Genomic DNA, 18,448 nt, shown 5'->3' with positions numbered 1-18,448 from the left:
GCAATTTCTGTTAACATTCCGTTTTAATGTGAAGTGATGTTAAGCCACATCTGCCCTAGCCAACTTTTTCTCAATTAGGCCATTTATACTAACTTCCGGAAATGTCTGACTATGTACTTCGCCACAAATCTCCTCAAAACTATCTTCAAGGTAGTGTTTATCAATTCGATTGATAATATGAAATTTTTCTTTTGCTTTGAACTGATGAGCTTTTTCTAGTTGTAACGTGCCAGGCTGAATCCCCAAAAAGGAAGCGAGCAACGAAGCCTGTTTGCTTATCTGATTTGTTTGCAATATTAACAGCTGAGACGGGGCGATAGTATTTAATACTCCGGCGTTTCGATTAGCCCAATAGGTAAGGTAAGCTTTTAAAGGGTACAACCCGAGCTCTTCTAAAAATCTGTCATGGCGGCTATAGCTAAGCCCCATATCGTAATAATTAGCTCTTCCGATACTGAAGATTGAATCTTCGGGTAGACGCTTACGGGCTAGCTGATGATTGAACCATGAGTCAACCCATGACACACAGTCACGGACCGTCAGAATGTATTGGGCTTTGGGAAATGCTTCATACAAGGGTTCAATAATTTCTCCGCAATAATGGGAAGACTCCATCTCAAGCCAATGGTGATAGTCCCGTTTTTTGAGAATGTCGATGGCGTCCTGAGTACTGACCTGGCCATTTTTGAGCTGGCTTATAAAACTAATCATAAACTTTTCGTCCGGCTCATGCCGGCTTCGATAGGCACTGCACAAAGTATCTACCGAATGCGTACCCGATTTGGGCGTACCGATGCAAAACGCCTGGAATTGACGCTTTTGAAATAGCTTACGGGGTAAAATTTTATACTGACTCTTGTTAAAACGAGCTACGGCGTCAGAATAAGCGGTACTCATTTCCTGATTCTGCATTTGCACTCCGATTTTGTCAGTCTTCTCCAGACTAATTGTTAGTGTAACGGCCTGTCCGGCAGCAAATTAAATTGGCTACTTGCTGGATATGACTTCAATTATTTCAGTGGTTGAAACCGAAGGTGTACGTTCAAGATAAACTACTTCACAGACTTCTTTAAGATGATCAAATTTACCCTTCCAGTCGTCGCCCATGACTAACACATCAGCTTCGTAATACCTTAAATAATCAGCTTTTTTCTCTAGTGACTCTTCCGCAAAGCACAAATTTACATAGCGCAGGCTACTGATAATTTTTACCCGATCTTCATAGCTATAAAGAGGTTTACGACCTTTCTTGTTCAGGTTCAGCTCGTCGGTCGAGACCCCTACCAGTAAAATGTCGCCCAGCGCTGCGGCACGTTGCAAAAGATTGGCATGGCCCACGTGAAATAAATCAAATGTGCCAAAAGTTACAATTCGTTTCACTCGTTGCACTCCCTGATATTAAGTATATTTTTTATCGCTTTTTCCATTACCAGCCCCGCCCTGCCGTTGTTGTATAGATAGTTCTGGATGAAGCAGTTTGGTTGGGGGTAATTCTTTGCCGCTGTTAACTGAGTATCTAAAGGTTCATCCCAATTTACGGTAGGCACTTCAGGCAACATTTGCTCAAGAATCTGCCCGGCATCACTGAATTCATAAATTTCCCGATTGCCATCAAACAGTACTATTTTACCCAATGCCATAGATTCAAACAGCACAGAGCTTATGTCACTTACTACGTATTCTGCTGCTTTGCACAAATCAAAAGTATTGAATGCTCCACCAGGTCGGTTCACGGGCAGGCTGGTTTTTACAAATAAATTATATTGAGAGTAGCGTTTAGGATTCAGTAAATTCGGGTGTGGGCTAACCACAATATTCATCTTTTCACTGAGCAATTCAAGCTTTTTAAGGATGGTGGGAATATCTGAAATAACCTTCGAAGTACCACTCCAACTAGGCGCGTATACCAGCAGGGGTAAATCTGTGGGTAAACCAAAACTTGTCAAAAGCGGCTGAATAGCAGGCGGCGTCGGATTATCCAGAATAGGCAGACCGATTTTATAACATTGTAAACCGGCCTGTTTGTGTACCTGATAAAATGCAGAACAAGGACAAAAACTGTAGGTAAAATCCCTAATCGGCTCCCGACCCTGATAATTAACCTTTGGACCTATGCCGTGCCCAAAAAAAGCTTTCGGAGCTGCTATCCAGTAAGGCACTACACTAAAATCGGTGGAAACCACCAAATCATAAGCGGTAACAAAAGCCATTTCATGTTGCTTGGTAAAATGTCGGTGCCCCGATACGTCCGAAAAAGGCCCAAGGGTGTGCACTTCAAACATGGTATTCTGTTTGAGCTGATTTATGACTGGCTCAAGGTGAGGTACATGAAACTCTACCGGCGCCACAAAAAGTATTCTCTTTTTACTATTGAGAACTTTTCGAGCACACGAAAAGAGATGATTTACTTGTTTTTTTTTGCCCATCTTTGAGATGTCACCTTTCCCTTAAAAGATACTAACTATGAAGTAATTTATCTTTAATTGCTGAAAGTCGGTTCGCACTTGGTTCAATTTTAAAAGGGTACTTACAGAAAGACTTGAGCAAATACTTAGCCGCCAACCATTTTTCTTTGCCCCACAATCGATTAAACATAACAAAATACGTAAAAGCGATAGCTTTGCGACGCAGATTTGAGTCTTCAATTTCATTGTCTACTGCTAACCGATTACATACCACTACGGTTTCGTCCACATTAACCCTGGCGTTGTTGTGAATCCGAATAACCGCAGTAATGTCAGGAACATAAACTACGCTATAGCGTTTTAATAGCTTTAGCCACAGCTGCTTGTCTTCAGCCCGTTGCAAATCCTCCCGAAAGCCGCCTACCTCATCAAACGCCGCTTTCAGAATTAAATTATTGGAACCTGAGCCCGGCATTTTTATGCGGCAAATAAAGTCTTCGTAACCCGCCGACGCCGGTGGGAAAGAAGGTCGCAGCGTAGGTTTGCCATCGCTGGTCATATACCTGCACGCTCCTCCTGCTAACGCCGCGCCTTCAGCACTATGTTGCTCCAGCAGCGCGACTTGTTTTTCAAGTTTATCCGGAAGCCATAAATCATCAGAATCAAGGAATGCGAGATATTTTCCCTGTGCTAATGCTGCGCCTCTATTGCGAGCTGAACCAGGGCTGGTAGTCACTTCATTGCGAGCAAATAAAAAAGAATTGTTTGGAAAACGTTTATTAATATTTCCCCGTATGTCTTCGGTAGAGCCATCATCAACCACGATCAACTCTATGTCGGTGTATGTTTGCGCAAGCACGCTTTCTATGGCGTCACACAGCCATTCACTTCGATTGTGGGTAGGGATTATTGTAGATACAAGACACATATTGCCACCTTTTCAAAAGCTGCCAATTGCCAGAAACTTTGAGTATAGGTGTCCTTACCTGCTTTGGTACACTGTCAGGCTAATTGCAGAGATATTGAAAGGATTAAGCATTTTTCTTGCCACATGTGAATGTGAGTTATTCAGGCTTTACCGGTGATAAATTTAAACACCCTCAAACCATGGCGAGTCAGCCCGAACAGCACTACAGCAAGCGCCGCTACAAAAAAGACGGTGGCGATTACGTTGTAGCCGTTGCGTATCCAGAACGACAGAGACGGCTCAACAAAGTGTCTGGTGAGTATGATACTGGCGACAGTGACACCCACTACCAGTAAAAATGTTTTGACCGGAATTCCCTGATCATACAGTTTTTGTCCAAAAATATAGAGCGCCGCCAATTCAAGCAGCTGACAGGTGAGAATGGCAAATACCGCCCCTGCAATTGCCACTGTGAGGTAAACCACCACATTAAGATGGTAAGCAAAAATGCCCGGGCAAACTTGAATTTGGGAAAGTAGCCGGTTTTTGATGTCTTCAAAAACGGGAAATTAAAAAAGAGGCCAAGCTGGGAGCCCATTACGGTAAAGCACAGAATCGGTATTACACTGGCTGCCGCCAGATAAGACGGGTCGGCCATAAGCTCGATAACACTGCCGGAAAAAATGCTGATTCCATACACCCCAACACACATAATGCATAAAATCAGAATAAAGGCACTACCAAAAGTTTCTTGGGGATTATCCGAATGTTTGGCGACCTTGAACCTTTCAGTTTGCCACCACTGATTAAACGGCCGCCATAGAAGCAGCGCAATTAACGTGGCGAATTTTTGGCCAAAATGAAATAAACCGACTTCTTCTAAACTAGCAAAATGCTTCAGCATAAAGTTAGTCATAAAGCTGATATAGACCGCTGCAATCCCACTTAGCCACATAGGCCAGGTATACATAATCAGCGCCTTAACCTGCGCCCGGTCGAAATGCCACCCACAGATACCATAAGTATATGCGCCAGAAATAACTGCCATAATCATGGAGGCGACCACGTTACCGTAAATAACACCGGCTACGCCTAATTCCTGCACAATTAAAAAGTACAGATTCAGACCAACCTGCAAGGTCAGCTTCATGATAGACATTACAAAGAAAAAGAAAGGCTTATCGCGCAGACGCAAAAACACCAGGGTATATTCTTCAATTGAGCTGGTGAGCAAGGTGATGCCGTAGGCGGCTAACGCAAGCGTAAGATCAGAGCGTTCAAAAAAGTGCGTTGCCAGAGGCCCTGACGATAATGCAAAAGCCACTGCCCCTAGAATACTTGCCCCGGCGGTTGCCAGCAATGCCGAACTGACCAGCCGGTGACGCTCTTCACCGGTGTCTTTGTCATAGAAAAATTTTGGCAAGGCCATGCCAAACCGCGCACCTAAAAATAATTCGTAAATGCCCAGAATAACAGCCAAAAAGCCCACAATGCCGTACTCTGCCGGCGACAAATACTGAGTGTAGACCGGGAGCATAATGAACGCGGTTAGCTGGCGTAAAATAGTACCGGTGGAATACCAGGCCACAGGATTCTTATTAAGCCTGCTAAGGTTCATACAACTGCCTATGTGTAAATTGAAGTGTTAGAAAAAGAAGCCTGTGAATACAGGCCTCGCTGAGACGTTATAGTATACGCAGAATAACCCGGTCGAACACCCAGGTAACTTTAGGGCACTTTTTAAGTATCTTGTATAACAAAGGCGTGTTCATTACATAGTTATCAACTTTGATGCGGGTTAAACGGTTGCCCTTAAGCCCGGCATAATGAATAAAATACTGTGAGAAGCGTTTTTCAAAACACCCAAAAACACGGGTAAAGTTAAAACCTCTATCAACAAATGTTGTGGGAATATCGTGTTTATTGACTCGGTAGTTAAAAATACTTTGATCGTTTCTGCCGTCCATCCCTTTTGCCTGCGCGGCCCGCCACTTGTCTATTAAACCATCGTCAGTGTTAAGAACGTGCTGATACTTAGACGTGTAAAGCATTACCCCGGCATTGAAATAGTCTTTTTTCCAGTCAACTTCGCCCAGTACTTTTTGCAAATTCTTTTTTTCGCGCTCTGCGACGGGATAATACTTATCTACACTTACCATGCCCATATTATCGCCTTCGCAAGCATCAAAAAAATCGGCCGCGTCTGGAGTCACCAGAATATCTGCATCAATAAACAATACCTTGTCATATTTATCAAAAAATTTTCGAATCTGATTTTTTTCATATGGTTCAAGATACTTATCTGAAATCTCGGTTTTACCAAGCTGTTTAAAGTCGGCGCCAACCTTCTTCGCATAAGCTTCCATAGTCGGCACTGTATACTTAGCTAAAGAACCAATCTCTTCGCCAATCACAATGGTAACCACAAGACGCTTTTCGTTATCCATAATCTAAATCCTAAAACAATCTTCAATTTTAATTAGCGTGATCACGCTGAGCTTTTTTATACTTTATAAATTTTTATACACATCATAGACCCGGGCTCCCACGACTTTCAGATCGTAATGACTCTGGGTCCAGTTTCTCCCTGCCTGTTGCCAGGCTTGCCATTTCTCTGGTGCATTGACGATATCTATTATTTTGTGCACCAGCGCGTTAGGTTCTCTATCGGGCACAATAAAGCCATTTTCGCCATCTACAATAGATTCAGGAATACCGCCGGAGTCTGCGCCAATCACCAGCCTGCCGCTGGCCTGAGCTTCCTGAACCACCACCCCCTGGGTTTCTTCCCAAAGCTGGCCATCCCCTTTTAAGCTGGGCAACACAAAAATGTGCGATTGCGCATACTGTTGTTTTAACGCCTGCCCGGTTAGCACTCCATGAAAAATTACCTTGTTGGTAAGCCCCAGTGCTTTGGTCTGCTGTTGCAAATTGCTCAACTCCGGGCCCCGGCCCACAATATGGTAACAGGCATTCACACCCTTCTCGGTCAACAGTTTGAGGGCCTCTATCACATATTTATGGCCCTTTTCTTCTACAATGCGCCCTACTGTCAGAATATGCAGCGGCTCGCCTTTCACTGGCGGTGGCAGGGGCGCAAAGTCCCACTGAGACAGGTCAATACCCTGCGGAATTATGACAAAATTACTATTTTTTGCGCCTAACGCTTCATATTGACGTTTGGCAAATTGCGTATTAACCAGGATTGCTCGGGCAGCCTGTGAATAACGCAGTCTGGCTTCGGTGCTGATGGAAGGTACGCCCACCGGGGTCTGGCCATGAAAGGTATGCACCAGCGGGGCACCGTTTGCTTCAATAAGGCTCAAAAACCGAGAGCCTGCAATTTCGCTGTGGCTATGAATAACATCTGGCTTTAAGGTAAAGCTGTATGCATTGAGACCATGCCTGACTTTTTTCTTTATGGAATCAGGCCAGCTACTTTGACTTAATAGCTTACAGGTGTTTTTCAGTATTTGCGGTTCACGCAATTGTTTGACTGCGTTTACCAGCTGCTCCTTGCGCTCGCTGCCCATATGCCAGTAATAATTGGCAAAATCGAAGTCAGCCAATGCCTCATCAAAGGTGTAGTCTTCGGTTTCAACGGAAATAATCCGGTTCTGCCCGCCGTTTTGTTCAATCTGGTAAAGGTGATTGATCATCCAGGGCTGAACTTTGCTGGGATACATGGCTGCCAGCGTTAATACTTTAAGTTGCTGATGGTCACCGTTTTTATCAAATGCTTTAAAACTGGGGCCGGGCATTAAATTAGCGTCCTACTACTGACGTAAAAGCATGGGCCAGCGCATTATGCGTGGCGTGTAATGTGTATTGCTGCTCAACGGTTTGCTTGGCGGCAGCACCCTGGCGTTGCTGGCTTGCCGGGTTGTCCAGATAACCGGCAATAGCATCGGCGGCCAGCTTAACATTTCCCTGCGGGTAAATGGTGCCGGTTTTGTTATTCGCGGTTGCTTCACACACTGATTTGTTATCTGGTACCACCACCGGCAAACCGGCATACATATACTCTAAGATAGACAAGGAATAGCCCACCTCACCCTGCGCTGGCTGAAATCCTAAATAGCAATACCCCAGCAGCTGACTGGCATTATCCACCCGACCAGGAAAGCGGCAATATGACTCAATGCCTAACGATGCTGCCTGTTCGCGGAAAGCCTCTAAATCAGGGCCGTCACCACATAATAAATAAATAATATCGGTTTGCTTATGAGTGTGTACAAGCTCTGCCACCACCTGAAGGGCAAAATCTATCCCCTTGTACCGGTTTGCTCTGGCAGCAGTAACTATGACTCTGGCCCCCGTATTACCCACCAGCTGTTGCCAGCGATTTTCCGGGGTCGCGGTAGGATTAAAAGGCAAGATGCCATTTTGCACCGTATAACAGCGAGAAGCGTCAAAGCAGGCGGTATCGGTTAGCCGCCGGGTGACAAAGCCAGTAGCGCCAAAGGCGGCATCAGCTCGCATCAGGGGCAGATTAGCCTTCACCTTTTTCAAAAGCTTTTTGATACCTGAGGCCTTGGTTCGAAGACCCGGGGTGTGATCATGCACAATAATTTTTTCTACTCCGGCCGTGCGGTAAAGGGCATAGTCCGGTGCTGACACACCATAATCCGACAAGTACAGTACTTTGATATTGTGCTTTTTAATCAAAGCCATATTGCGCCTGATATCGCCAACAGACGAGGCTCTAAAGCTATGCTGAAAATAGTGAATATCACTATTTTCAATGGCTTCGGGAACCGCATTGATTTCAGGATAGGCCAGTAATGTGGTGTACTTATCAGCGTACAATTCGCTGATTTTTACCCAGTAACTTTCCATCAGCCACCAGGCATAGCCCACATCCGATTTCCAGTTAGCCACGCACAAAATTGCCGGCTTAGCAGAATTATGCATCAACAAACGCCTGATTCTTAATCTGTTTTCTTTTATAGCCGTCGAAAGTGTAGCCAAAATTGTTGATATCGCGGGCATACAACAAGGCCACTTTATGCCGGGCCTCCTGAGTGTAAACGTCCTGATAACCTTGACGTTTTGAAGCGTTGGTATGCTGTAAGGATTCGGTACAGCCTATACGGCTGGCAATATAATCAAAGTCTTCGCCGATGGTTTCAAAGTAAGCCAGATAATCAATCATTGCCCGGTTTTTACTGTCACAAATAAAGTCAGACTGGGGCCAAAAGTGAATATAGGAATGCAGACGATCTGGGGTAAGCCAGTTAATTACAAAGTCGTTAAAATCATTGATGCCCGCAAGGTTTTCTTCAGCCCACTGCTTATCTTTGTTATCCCAGCCGCCGCCTTTTAAAAACGAAAAAGCAGAATACAGACGATCCCACGGGTTTCTGACATACGCGAATTTAAAATACTCGTTAAAGTCTTTGCGGCCAAAAATTACGCGGTATTCCCAGGCACGATAATGATACGGCAAAGCCCCGAATAAAGTCAGGGCAACAGAGGTACCTGCAGTTTTTGTGATATGCACAAAAATGGTTTTCTTTTGCTGGTAAGGAGCCAAAGAAAAGTCGCCTTTTGAAGACGGATTTACCGTCTGACGTAACTCAGCAATTGCATCTTTGTTTCGCTGTTTGTAAAGCCAGAAACGCCACTCAGCGGGAACCACTTTATAGTAAATACTTCTAATCACAGGCTACATCAAAATTTAGTAAATTAGGGTTATGGTACAACAGAGTTTTTGTATATGCTATGCGGCAAATGCTTTCGAAATCTCTGTTATGTTTGTCTCTGAAAATCTTGTTTTTACTGAATTACACAAAACGGCGGGTAGCCATTTATTGAAGCTGCTTTCTACCTATATCGGCGGAGAGCAAATTGGTAAACACAACAAAATCCCGAAGTATCTTCGTAAAAACTTCGTATTAGGATCAATTCGTAATCCATGGGACTGGTATGTGAGCCTGTGGGGTTATGGCTGCGACAATAAAGGTAGCGTCTACCTCCAATCTACCCGGCAGACCAGCTTTCGCTATTGCTGGCGCCAGCTGCACCGGGAGATGGGGTCTGCGCATGTGCAACCAGGCTATTTGCTTAAACAAATGCGCCACGATGCCAAAAAGAATGTTGGTGACTGGCAGTCAGTGTATACCGATGCCAACGATGTAGAAGGCTTCAGACGTTGGGTCCAGCTGATGTTTGATGCTGACCGGGCCCTGGATATTGGCGAAGGGTATGGCTTTAGTCCTTTTAGTCAGTCTGCCGGTGTGTTGAGTTACCGCTTTTTCAAACTTTTTACGGGGCTGGATGAAAAACTGTACGACGAAGCTCTTAATACTAATCCGGAAGCATTAAAAGAGATCTGGAATACGCAAGGATTCGTAGATGCATTCGTTCGCCAGGAGCGCCTTGAAGAGGACTTTCTGGCAGCATTGAAAAAAGCCGGCATTTCAGTTTCAGAGTCTGATCGCGAAGCCATAATGGCGGGCAAAAACAAAAAAACCAATACATCTTCGCGTAAAGATGTTTCTCACTATTATGATGAGCAAACCGCTAATATTATAGGTACCAGAGAACAGTTTATCGTGGACCGGTTTGGTTATGACATTAATGCAGTATTGAGGTAAACATGGCTGGAACCAGATTTAAAGCCGTCGCGCGTGAAGCGCTGGGCAATATTTTTCGCGAAGTGAAAATTGCCGCTAAGCCTATCCCTAAGCCAAAAAAGTGGGTCTTTATTGTTGGATGTTATAACTCCGGCACCACACTGCTCTCTGAGCTTATGGGCCGCCATCCGGATATGTCTGCCCTGCCCACCGAAGGGCATTTTATTACCGACCAGTTTCAAAAAGACTATGATCTGGGCATTCCCAGAATGTGGGTCGACCGTGAAGACATTTTCCGCCTTAATGAAAATGACGAAGGCCCGGATGTGGTGCGGATTAAAAAAGAATGGGGTATGCGCCTGGACCTCAGTAAGCCGGTGCTGGTAGAAAAATCCCCGCCCAATGCGGCCCGTACCCGCTGGCTTCAGAAACATTTTGAAAACGCGCACTTTATTGGCATTGTCCGAAATGGCTATGCGGTAGCCGAAGGCATTTCCCGCAAAGGGGATCCGAAATCGATCAAAGATGGCTGGCCGATGGATAAATCGGCCTGGCAGTGGGCCCGTAGCAACGAAGTTATGCTTGATGATGCAAAACATCTTAACAATTTTCATTTGCTGCGTTACGAAGACCTGGCCAGCTCGCCCCAGCAGGAGCTGGATAACATCGCCAGCTTTTTAGGCCTACCCGCCTTTCCGGATGTTGCGTCGCAAAACTTCGCGATTCACGAGCGCAATGACAGCGTAAAAGATATGAATGCCAGTAGCATTAAAAAGCTATCGGCTGAAGATATCGAAACCTTCAATCGTAAAGCCGCCTTTATGCTGGAACGCTTAGGCTACGACAAACTGTAGTTGATAAACCCAGGCACTGCCTGAATGGCAGGGTTCACGGGTAAAACTTCTGATAAGCGTGGTTAGTGCGCTGTATCACCCCTGATACAGCGCTAAAATACTCTGGGCATTATGCGCCGCTTCATATTCAGCAGGTAAGCTCACATTAGCCGGGGAAGCCAGCATGGTTGCCACTTTGCTGGCATAAGCTGAGGCAGTGTGTTGCTCTACCAGCCCGTCACATTCTGCCGCTTTTAGCAAAGGCACAAGGCCACCGGTGGCATGCGCCACCATCGGCGTGCCAAGCGCCAGGCTTTCCAGCGCGGTCATCGGTAAGCCTTCGTGATCGGAAGGCATAAGCAGTACATCCATGTGCTGTATCCAGCCGCGAATGACATCGGTGTGCCCATGAAAGGTGATATGCTGTTCAAGCTGCCCTGCCCTGACCCACTGCACATAGTCATCTTTTAAACGGCCATCGCCAAAAATATGAAAATGAAGCGATTGCGGGTCGGTTTGCAGTAGCGCTTTGGCCGCTTCTAAAAACAAATCCACTCGTTTTACCGGCTCTATGCGCCCCACAAAACCGATATGTTTTACCCTGTTATTCGGTGCCGGTACTTGCTGTGAAGTAGCATCCTGTTGCACAGAGTCGGCGCTGATTCCATTAGCAATGGTATGTATATGCGAGGGTGCAAATATACCAGTCAGCTTTTGGGTTAACTCGTCCGCCACACTGATCACACCGTGCTGCAGATATCGTCCGCAATACCGGTCCAGACCTATCTGAACCCGTTGTTTTGCACTGGGCGCAAACTCAGGTGCCCCATGTACGGTGCGAAAGCATTTGGCCCGAATAGTCAGCCGATTTGCTACCGACCCAGAATATTTTCTTTTTGCCGGTGAGTATGTACCACCTCAGGCTGGGTACGGCGTAGCTCCAGCCTGATTTTTTGCAGCAATTTGCCAAAACTGAAGCGGGTTTCATCCAGCACCGTCACGGTAACGCCCGCCTGCATGAGTTGCTCTGCCAGGCGCCCCGGATTAAGAATAATCGCACTCACCGCGTGGCCCTGCTTCACCAGTTCGGCACACAGGGTCCACACCTGAACTTCAGCCCCGGCCCATTTATCACCCGAGGCAATATGCATAATCTTCATTATTGCACCTCAACCGTGACCAGCGCCTCCAGCTGAGGCTGTAACGTTTGCATAAGACTGGTATTATCCGGACATTGGCGCTGACAGTTAACCTGCAGCGCCACCACGCTGACCACCGGCGTATCAAGAATATGCGTTAATTGCGCCAGTTTGGTCTGCATGTCGGTCAGGGTTACACTATTGCCTACCTTATAAAGCCAGAATACCCGTTGAGTCGCCGCTGGTGTGGCGGCATTTAAACTTTTCTCACCCACTTTAATGGTGGTTCTCTGGCTTAATTGATTCGCCGGTTTATTGGCATAGTAAATCAGCTCTTTGCCTTGTTTTTGGGTGCGGTAGGCCGCCACCAGCACATTCAGTCGGTAACCCTCGACCCGGCCGCTATATACCGCAGAGGCATCGTTACCTTCGTAATTGGCGCCAACACGACTTAATGGCAGGCTGGTTTTGTTCAGCATTTGCAATGACTCGGGCAGCGTAATTTGCACCGTATTGGCGCTAACCTGACTATTGAGCATCTGCCAACTTGCCGGCACCGCCCAAAATGCCGCCAGGGTGGTACCAATAGCAGCAATCATCTTTGGTGAAAGCGGAAGTGAGGGCTCACGTCCGGTGCTTTCAAATTCACCATCTTTGGCTTCCAGACGTTTGGCATAAAAGAAGAAAAATACTGCCAGTACCGCAAAGATCACCCAGCCAAAGAAGCCATGATCATACACCAATTCGCTTTGCATTTTGCTTTCATAGCCAATCATGATCAGCGCAAAAACCCGGATCCAGTTGCCAACCAATGACAGCAGCAAAATGACCACGACGGCTCGTATCTGCAGCGACAAACGTTGCAGATTAAGATAAGCATAAAAAATACCCAGACACATGCCGGCCAGCAAATAGTTCAGGCCGGCACACCCGTGAGCAATACGCATAATGCCGTAGGGCATATGAATATTGTAGGTTTCAATATACGCGGTGATACCGACCGCCTGAATCAGCCGGGTATTTACCCAGGTGGTCAGGTTTTGTAGCGGCACCACCAGAATATCCATAATAGGTAAGGCTAAATACAGTGATAATACCGGCACCAGGGTTTTCAGGCTGTTCTTAAAGCCCACCATGGATGCCAGCAGACACCACAAGACCCCGGGCAGCACCAGCGTTTGAATCAGCATTACCTGAACCGCTTCTGCTGCCAGCCACACCAGACCCGCGCCCAGCGCTAATGGTGCATATAAAAATGAAGGGGAAAACTGTTGCCAGCGAAAGTCGGTCACCAGAACATAAATTGCAAAACCCAGCAGGATATAACCGTGGGAGTAGGTTTCGTTATTCTTGGTCCATAATTCATGCAGGGTGTGGTAGGTATCGGGGATAATAAGCCCGGTGATTACCAGTGCGGCGACGATAACAGCCAGCACTTTCCAGCTGACTGACGATACTAAACCTGATTTGTCCATATTGTGCTTTGGATTCCTGTTACTTCAGTGGCGCTATCATCAATTCACCGGCAGGGCACTGTTCTCATGCGCAGGCATGATAAGTGCAGGCGAATAATCATAAAAAATTATCACGATTTTGATGAGCCTTATCTTACTCTTTACGTATATTAGTGCAACTCAAGCATCCCGGGTAGCATAGGCAATAGTGTCGCCTGTACCGATAGGGATGTTTGTACTTCGGCAGAAATTCTCTGTAAAGTAACAACAACATGGGCAGTCACTAAACAATGGATATGACGTTTTTATTCTGGTTACTCGTACTACTTTCCGTATTTAGTTATTTTATTTATCCTTTTACCCTGCTTTTGCTGAACAAGTTCAAAGCACGCAATCATTCTCCTGCGCCGGACGCTGAGCCTCAGTCTGAGTCTCATGAGTACCCTGAGATTACGCTGATAGTGACTGCTTACAATGAAGAAAAGCGGATTAAAGATAAAATCGAAAACTCGCTGGAGCTTGAATACCCCGAAGGCAAACTTAGCCTGGTGATAGCCTCCGATAGTTCCACCGATGAGACCGATGCGATTGTGCAGTCTTATGCTGATCGTAATGTACGCCTGGTGCGTGCTCAGGAACGTTTAGGTAAAGAAAACGCCCAACTGGCGGCCATCAATACCGTTGAGCATGGCATTATTGTGTTTTCCGATGTCGCCACCCGTATCGAGCCTGACGGCATCATGAAACTGGCAAGATATTTTGATGATCCGGACGTGGGCGCTATTTCCAGTGAAGATCGCTTTGTCAGCAAAGAGGGCAGTGTGGCCGGTGAAGGGGCGTACGTAAAATATGAAATGTGGCTTCGCAACCAGGAATCTAAACTGGCGGGGCTGGTAGGCCTGAGCGGGTCCTTTTTTGCAGCCCGGGTTGAGGTGTGCGAGCAATGGGACATTCACACGCCCAGTGACTTCAACACCGCCTTAAATTGTGTCCAGGCCGGCTATAAAGCGGTTACCGCCCCTGATGTGCTGGGCTTTTATACCGACCTTGCCGACCCCAGCAAAGAATATGCTCGTAAAATTCGCACGGTTATCCGGGGTATGACGGCGCTGGAACGCCACACCGAGGTGCTAAACCCAGGCAAATTCGGGTTATTCGCCTATCAGGTGTTTGCCCATAAGTTGATGCGCTGGACGGTGCCATGGACGCTGGCGGCTCTGTTTATTGTGACGCCCTTTTGTATGATGGAAGAAGGCGGGTTTTATGTACTGGCCTATTTAGCCCAGTTGGCTTTTTATGGCATTGCCATTGCCGCCCACTGGTCTGAATCATTGCGAAATAAATCCTGGGCCAAGATTATTTACTTCTTCACTCAGGTGAATATTGCGCTGCTGGATGCGGGCATACAGTTTCTGTCGGGCAAACGGATGACGGTCTGGCAGCCTTCCGCACGATGAGCTGGCAGCAACTTCCGCCGGTAGGCACCAAGGCACTTTCCTGGTCGGCCGACTATGCCGTTAGCCCACTGAGCTTTGTAGGCTTTGACTATACCTTAGTCAACTCAGGCACTGCTGCGCTGGGCGCGATATTACGCTGGGCCACCCAGCAGCGTTCTACCGACGAGCCTTACCGGGTGGTCATCCCCGGTTATGCCTGTCCCGATCTGGTGGCCGCCTGTGTGTACGCGGGTGCCACGCCGGTCATTGTTGATATACAGCAGGACTGCTACAACTTTGATGCTGGTCAACTCGCCGAGCTAGGCGACAGTATTGATGCGGTGATTTGCCCGGCCTTGTTTGGTATCAGCATGCCGGTTAAACAGCTACGCAATACGCTGGGTGAGCAGGTATTAATCATTGAAGACAATGCCCAGTGGTTTCCTGAATGCAGTATTGATCGCAAGCGCTTTACGCTCGAAAACTATGAGTTGCCGGAAGACACTCTGTCTGCGGATTTTTTTATTACCTCCTTCGGTCGTGGCAAACCAGTCAATTTGCTAGGCGGCGGTATGCTGGCCTGGAATCACCAACGCATCAGTGATTTCAAGCTACACCTTAATGCGACTCAGGAAAGTAGCAGCCGGCTCAAGCTTAAGGCTCAGGCCTTCAACTGGTTATGTCATCCGATTTTTTATGGCGCGCTAACCCGGGCGCCGGGTCTGAATCTGGGCGCAACTGAATATCATCCGCTGACCACCGTTGAGGCGCTTTCACAGCCACGCCAGCAAAGAATGCCGTCGGCAGTGATGGCTTACTTACGAGGCCATTGCCGGGTTCAGCAGCAATTGTTACAGGCAATGCCGGTACTGTGGCCACAGCAAGCTCAGGAAAAACGTCTGCTCAGATTTCCGCTAATTACTCAGTCACGGGAAAGCCGTGATGCACTGTTAGCAAAACTGAATGGAGCAGGCCTTGGTGCTTCTGCCATGTATGTCCGGCCCCTAGCCAGTATTGATGGTATCGACGAGTTAGCCAATACCCCGTTTAGCACCCCGGTTTGTCAACAGCTGGCCGACGGGCTGCTCACCCTTCCTTTGCATAAGGGGGTTAAACCCAAACATGTGCACCAGATGATTCATATCATCGATGAGCACCGCCAATGGCTGTCTGACAAGCCTGCGGCCTGATTTATGAGTAGTTTAGAAATCATGGAACCAGAAACGGTAAAAGCTGAATTAAAAAAGTTAAAAGCCAGCAAGGGTAAGATTGCCCGGCAATTCAAAAGTGTAGAAAATGGCAGCTCAGAACATGCCGCACTTATCGAACAAATGCAGCAAATCAGTGCCGAGGTAAAAGCGCTGGAGGCTGAACAAAAAAAACTGCTTAAAGCGCAAAACGACGACACCTCCGACAAGCCATCGCGCAAGCTGCCGGGGCAATTTGCCGCCATCGCCGACGCTTTTGATAAAGACTTCACCATTAGTCGGGTGCCTGATTCTGCTGACCTGTCAGATTGGTGGAAGTTTGTTGAGCAGCATCCAGCTGCCTCGGCCTATCATAGTCGCGCCGTGTGGGAGTTTATATGTGCCCAACCCCACGTAAGCGCCGAAATGCTTATCGCTAAAGATAATTCAGGCCGCGTTATCGGTGGCATGCCGCTGATTTTTATGACCACGCCGTTGTTAGGCAGCTTCGCGGTTTCAATGCCGTTTTTTAACTATGGCGGTCCGGTCACCCGCTTTAAAAATGTTTTTGAGGCGTTGCTGGCAATAGCGAAACAAGAAGGCGAACAGGGGCAGCTGAAGTATGTAGAGGTGCGCACTTTACAGCAGACAGACTACCCGGCCTCCACCAAGAAAGTATCGATGCTTCGCGCCCTGCCTGATACCGCCGAAGCATTCGAAGACGAGATTGGCGCAAAAGTACGGGCACAGGTTAAAAAAGCCGACCCCTACCGCCCTCGTTTTAGAATAGGTGGCAGGGAGCTGCTGGACGACTTTTATACGGTGTTCGCCCGCAATATGCGCGACCTGGGCACCCCGGTTAACAGCCGGGCGTTCTTTGAATTGCTGATGGACAAGCTGCCGGAGCATACTTACATCGCCATGGCTTATGTTGATAATCAACCGGTGGCCACCGGCTTTTTGTTAAGACACCGCAATATGATGGAAATACCCTGGGCCTCGACGGTAAGAGAAGCCAACAAGATGAACATGAACATGTGGTTGTACGACAACATGCTTAAGTTTGCTATTTCAAAAGGCATGCACTGGTTTGACTTTGGCCGCTCCACGCAGGATGCCGGCACGTACCGTTTCAAAAAACAATGGGGCGCCGAACCGTATCAGCACTATTGGTATCAGTTCAGTCAGGATCCCGCTGGTGAGTCGTTAAACCCGGATAACCCAAAGTTCAAGCTCGCTATTGGAGTGTGGCAGCGTTTACCGGTATGGGTCACCCGCAAAATCGGGCCATTTGTTTCTAGCCAACTGCCCTGATGCAGATTCAGTTACAGTTAGCGACCGGCTTGTCGCAAATGCAGGCGTTAAAACCACACTGGCAGGCACTGGAAAACAATACCGGGGCCTCGGTGTTTATCCGCTTTGAGTGGTGTTGGCAGCAAGCGCAGCACCAAAAACCGGATAATATCTTTGTGCTAAGTGCATGGCATGAAGGCCAGTGTGTGGCTATTTTGCCACTAACTACCACGCACCTGTCCCATCGGGTAAACACCCGTGTGGTGACTCACCTGTGCCAGCGCTTCACCGATTATCAGCATCTTCTAGGTGAAGACCACCCTCAGGCAGCCGAAATCTTTGCTCACATGGTGCAGTATCTGGCCACGGCTAACAGCCCTGTTAAACGCTTTTCCTGGTATCTGCCCTACCCGTCGCCCCCCTTAAACAGTTACTTCATGAAACAGGCGCGGTCGCCTGTCAGGGTTGGCAACAGACTTTTTATCGCGAGTCAGGCGCGCCGGTAAAAGCCAAGGTGGCGCGTGAAGCCCGGCGACGGAAACGAAAGCTGGAACAAACCGGCGACATAGAGATACAAACAGATGCCGCCTTTGACGAAACACTGATAAGCTGGATCCTCGACAAAAGTGCCCAGCGTCATGGCGCCAACAGCCTTACCAGTGAGAAGCAACGAAGCTCAGTCCTTGCACTGTTCAATCAGTATCGTTCGTCTTTGCACCTGGCGTTTATCAAAAAAGACGGCGCCTACCTGGCCGCGCATTTAGGTTTCAAATACCAGCAGACCTTATATTACTATGTCCCGGTAACTACCGATGAACAGCGCTCGCTGTCGCCAGGGATAATCCTGTTACACGAAATTATTCAGCAACTTCCCACTATGCAGCTTGATACCATCGATTTTTTACGCGGAGAAGAAAGCTATAAGCAGGACTGGGGAAATACTCATCTCACAAACTCTGCAATGCTGCTTAAAGGTCAGTTTGGTTCAAATTTAAAGGACCGCTTATTTACTGAGTTGTGGCTGAAGCGAAACTCCGGGTAAACGGTGATTTAGACTGCCTTGCGGCTGTCTTGTGGCTGCCTCCCCGACATCCTAGATTGCGTTTAAAATATCTCGGCTGCCAAAGTAGACTTGCCTCATTTCGACGGTTGGCCCTCTGGTTGCTGTCGCCAACGCGACAAGAAGGTTTATATTTGCAGGGATAGCTTTGAATTA

Annotated in this window: 20 protein-coding genes; 8 read left to right on the top strand and 12 right to left on the bottom strand. The window is 47.4% G+C overall.

The features are described from left to right. Positions 1-39: 39 nt before the first annotated feature. The 4 genes from IT774_RS04210 to IT774_RS04195 form a co-directional block, all read right to left on the bottom strand. Positions 40-912 (bottom strand): sulfotransferase, encoded by an 873-nt coding sequence (locus tag IT774_RS04210; RefSeq protein ID WP_195811478.1) that lies wholly within the window; start codon positions 910-912, stop codon positions 40-42. A gap of 75 nt (positions 913-987) precedes the next feature. Further along, entirely contained in the window at positions 988-1,380 is a 393-nt protein-coding gene (locus tag IT774_RS04205; protein ID WP_195811477.1) for an adenylyltransferase/cytidyltransferase family protein, read from the bottom strand. Then, positions 1,377-2,426, bottom strand: coding sequence for a CDP-glycerol glycerophosphotransferase family protein (locus tag IT774_RS04200; protein ID WP_195811476.1), 1,050 nt, complete (start codon positions 2,424-2,426; stop codon positions 1,377-1,379). Before IT774_RS04200 ends, IT774_RS04205 begins: the two co-directional genes overlap by 4 nt. Positions 2,427-2,457: 31 nt before the next feature. Next, positions 2,458-3,333, bottom strand: a complete 876-nt coding sequence (locus tag IT774_RS04195; protein ID WP_195811475.1) for a glycosyltransferase family 2 protein — start codon at positions 3,331-3,333, stop codon at positions 2,458-2,460. Positions 3,334-3,449: 116 nt separating this feature from the next. On the opposite strand from IT774_RS04195, the gene IT774_RS04190 reads away from it, so the two are divergent. Continuing rightward, positions 3,450-3,668: a hypothetical protein gene (locus IT774_RS04190; protein WP_195811474.1), complete on the top strand. Its 219-nt coding sequence runs from the start codon at positions 3,450-3,452 to the stop codon at positions 3,666-3,668. On the opposite strand, the gene IT774_RS04185 is transcribed toward IT774_RS04190, so the two are convergent. The 5 genes from IT774_RS04185 to IT774_RS04165 form a co-directional block, all read right to left on the bottom strand. Continuing rightward, positions 3,659-4,930, bottom strand: a complete 1,272-nt coding sequence (locus IT774_RS04185) for a lipopolysaccharide biosynthesis protein (RefSeq protein ID WP_195811473.1) — start codon at positions 4,928-4,930, stop codon at positions 3,659-3,661. The two genes, IT774_RS04190 and IT774_RS04185, sit on opposite strands and share 10 nt — an antisense overlap. 67 nt (positions 4,931-4,997) lie before the next feature. Further along, the gene (locus IT774_RS04180; protein ID WP_195811472.1) at positions 4,998-5,759 is read right to left on the bottom strand and encodes a glycosyltransferase; all 762 of its coding nucleotides are present in this window, start codon (positions 5,757-5,759) and stop codon (positions 4,998-5,000) included. Between the two features lie 63 nt (positions 5,760-5,822). Then, positions 5,823-7,073, bottom strand: coding sequence for a glycosyltransferase family 4 protein (locus IT774_RS04175; protein ID WP_195811471.1), 1,251 nt, complete (start codon positions 7,071-7,073; stop codon positions 5,823-5,825). Positions 7,074-7,077: 4 nt separating this feature from the next. Beyond that, on the bottom strand, positions 7,078-8,226 hold the full coding sequence (locus tag IT774_RS04170; RefSeq protein ID WP_195811470.1) for a glycosyltransferase family 4 protein: 1,149 nt from the start codon (positions 8,224-8,226) through the stop codon (positions 7,078-7,080). Continuing rightward, positions 8,219-8,977, bottom strand: coding sequence for a sulfotransferase family 2 domain-containing protein (locus IT774_RS04165; RefSeq protein ID WP_195811469.1), 759 nt, complete (start codon positions 8,975-8,977; stop codon positions 8,219-8,221). Before IT774_RS04165 ends, IT774_RS04170 begins: the two co-directional genes overlap by 8 nt. A gap of 148 nt (positions 8,978-9,125) precedes the next feature. Here IT774_RS04165 and IT774_RS04160 point away from each other — a divergent pair, with 148 nt between their 5' ends. After that, positions 9,126-9,911, top strand: a complete 786-nt coding sequence (locus IT774_RS04160; RefSeq protein ID WP_218958945.1) for a hypothetical protein — start codon at positions 9,126-9,128, stop codon at positions 9,909-9,911. 2 nt (positions 9,912-9,913) lie between these two features. Then, the gene (locus tag IT774_RS04155) at positions 9,914-10,744 is read left to right on the top strand and encodes a sulfotransferase family protein (protein ID WP_195811467.1); all 831 of its coding nucleotides are present in this window, start codon (positions 9,914-9,916) and stop codon (positions 10,742-10,744) included. 75 nt (positions 10,745-10,819) lie between these two features. On the opposite strand, the gene IT774_RS04150 is transcribed toward IT774_RS04155, so the two are convergent. From IT774_RS04150 to xrt, 3 genes are all read right to left on the bottom strand, one after another. Next, positions 10,820-11,458, bottom strand: a complete 639-nt coding sequence (locus IT774_RS04150) for a glycosyltransferase (RefSeq protein WP_195811466.1) — start codon at positions 11,456-11,458, stop codon at positions 10,820-10,822. 137 nt (positions 11,459-11,595) lie between these two features. Continuing rightward, positions 11,596-11,883 carry a glycosyltransferase gene (locus IT774_RS04145; protein WP_195811465.1) on the bottom strand — a complete coding sequence of 96 codons (288 nt, stop codon included), beginning with the start codon at positions 11,881-11,883 and terminating at the stop codon, positions 11,596-11,598. Next, complete coding sequence (gene xrt / locus IT774_RS04140) at positions 11,883-13,337, bottom strand: exosortase (RefSeq protein WP_195811464.1); 1,455 nt, start codon at positions 13,335-13,337, stop codon at positions 11,883-11,885. Before xrt ends, IT774_RS04145 begins: the two co-directional genes overlap by 1 nt. 269 nt (positions 13,338-13,606) lie before the next feature. Here xrt and IT774_RS04135 point away from each other — a divergent pair, with 269 nt between their 5' ends. Genes IT774_RS04135 through IT774_RS04115 form a run of 5 tightly spaced genes read left to right on the top strand, consistent with a single transcriptional unit; the run spans position 13,607 to position 18,274 of the window. After that, positions 13,607-14,773, top strand: coding sequence for a glycosyltransferase family 2 protein (locus IT774_RS04135; RefSeq protein ID WP_195811463.1), 1,167 nt, complete (start codon positions 13,607-13,609; stop codon positions 14,771-14,773). Beyond that, on the top strand, positions 14,770-15,942 hold the full coding sequence (locus tag IT774_RS04130; RefSeq protein ID WP_195811462.1) for a DegT/DnrJ/EryC1/StrS family aminotransferase: 1,173 nt from the start codon (positions 14,770-14,772) through the stop codon (positions 15,940-15,942). Before IT774_RS04135 ends, IT774_RS04130 begins: the two co-directional genes overlap by 4 nt. 3 nt (positions 15,943-15,945) lie before the next feature. Continuing rightward, positions 15,946-17,253 (top strand): FemAB family XrtA/PEP-CTERM system-associated protein, encoded by a 1,308-nt coding sequence (locus tag IT774_RS04125; RefSeq protein WP_218958944.1) that lies wholly within the window; start codon positions 15,946-15,948, stop codon positions 17,251-17,253. Then, the gene (locus tag IT774_RS04120; RefSeq protein ID WP_195811461.1) at positions 17,253-17,738 is read left to right on the top strand and encodes a GNAT family N-acetyltransferase; all 486 of its coding nucleotides are present in this window, start codon (positions 17,253-17,255) and stop codon (positions 17,736-17,738) included. Before IT774_RS04125 ends, IT774_RS04120 begins: the two co-directional genes overlap by 1 nt. Positions 17,739-17,746: 8 nt before the next feature. Then, complete coding sequence (locus IT774_RS04115; RefSeq protein WP_195811460.1) at positions 17,747-18,274, top strand: GNAT family N-acetyltransferase; 528 nt, start codon at positions 17,747-17,749, stop codon at positions 18,272-18,274. The last annotated feature ends 174 nt before the right edge of the window (positions 18,275-18,448 follow it).

The organism is Salinimonas marina (assembly GCF_015644725.1).
In the GTDB taxonomy this organism is placed as follows: domain Bacteria; phylum Pseudomonadota; class Gammaproteobacteria; order Enterobacterales; family Alteromonadaceae; genus Alteromonas.
Note: the sequence above shows the minus strand (reverse complement) of the source record. Positions and strands in the feature narration are given on the sequence as shown.

Excerpts from the sequence above, each read along its gene's own strand:
- IT774_RS04135 (WP_195811463.1), top strand. The coding sequence starts at position 13,607 with ATGGATATGACGTTTTTATTCTGGTTACTCGTACTACTTTCCGTATTT.
- IT774_RS04195 (WP_195811475.1), bottom strand. The coding sequence starts at position 3,333 with ATGTGTCTTGTATCTACAATAATCCCTACCCACAATCGAAGTGAATGG.
- IT774_RS04130 (WP_195811462.1), top strand. The coding sequence starts at position 14,770 with ATGAGCTGGCAGCAACTTCCGCCGGTAGGCACCAAGGCACTTTCCTGG.
- IT774_RS04155 (WP_195811467.1), top strand. The coding sequence starts at position 9,914 with ATGGCTGGAACCAGATTTAAAGCCGTCGCGCGTGAAGCGCTGGGCAAT.
- IT774_RS04200 (WP_195811476.1), bottom strand. The coding sequence starts at position 2,426 with ATGGGCAAAAAAAAACAAGTAAATCATCTCTTTTCGTGTGCTCGAAAA.
- IT774_RS04145 (WP_195811465.1), bottom strand. The coding sequence starts at position 11,883 with ATGAAGATTATGCATATTGCCTCGGGTGATAAATGGGCCGGGGCTGAA.
- xrt (WP_195811464.1), bottom strand. The coding sequence starts at position 13,337 with ATGGACAAATCAGGTTTAGTATCGTCAGTCAGCTGGAAAGTGCTGGCT.
- IT774_RS04120 (WP_195811461.1), top strand. The coding sequence starts at position 17,253 with ATGCAGATTCAGTTACAGTTAGCGACCGGCTTGTCGCAAATGCAGGCG.
- IT774_RS04170 (WP_195811470.1), bottom strand. The coding sequence starts at position 8,226 with ATGCATAATTCTGCTAAGCCGGCAATTTTGTGCGTGGCTAACTGGAAA.
- IT774_RS04125 (WP_218958944.1), top strand. The coding sequence starts at position 15,946 with ATGAGTAGTTTAGAAATCATGGAACCAGAAACGGTAAAAGCTGAATTA.
- IT774_RS04175 (WP_195811471.1), bottom strand. The coding sequence starts at position 7,073 with ATGCCCGGCCCCAGTTTTAAAGCATTTGATAAAAACGGTGACCATCAG.
- IT774_RS04210 (WP_195811478.1), bottom strand. The coding sequence starts at position 912 with ATGCAGAATCAGGAAATGAGTACCGCTTATTCTGACGCCGTAGCTCGT.
- IT774_RS04180 (WP_195811472.1), bottom strand. The coding sequence starts at position 5,759 with ATGGATAACGAAAAGCGTCTTGTGGTTACCATTGTGATTGGCGAAGAG.
- IT774_RS04185 (WP_195811473.1), bottom strand. The coding sequence starts at position 4,930 with ATGAACCTTAGCAGGCTTAATAAGAATCCTGTGGCCTGGTATTCCACC.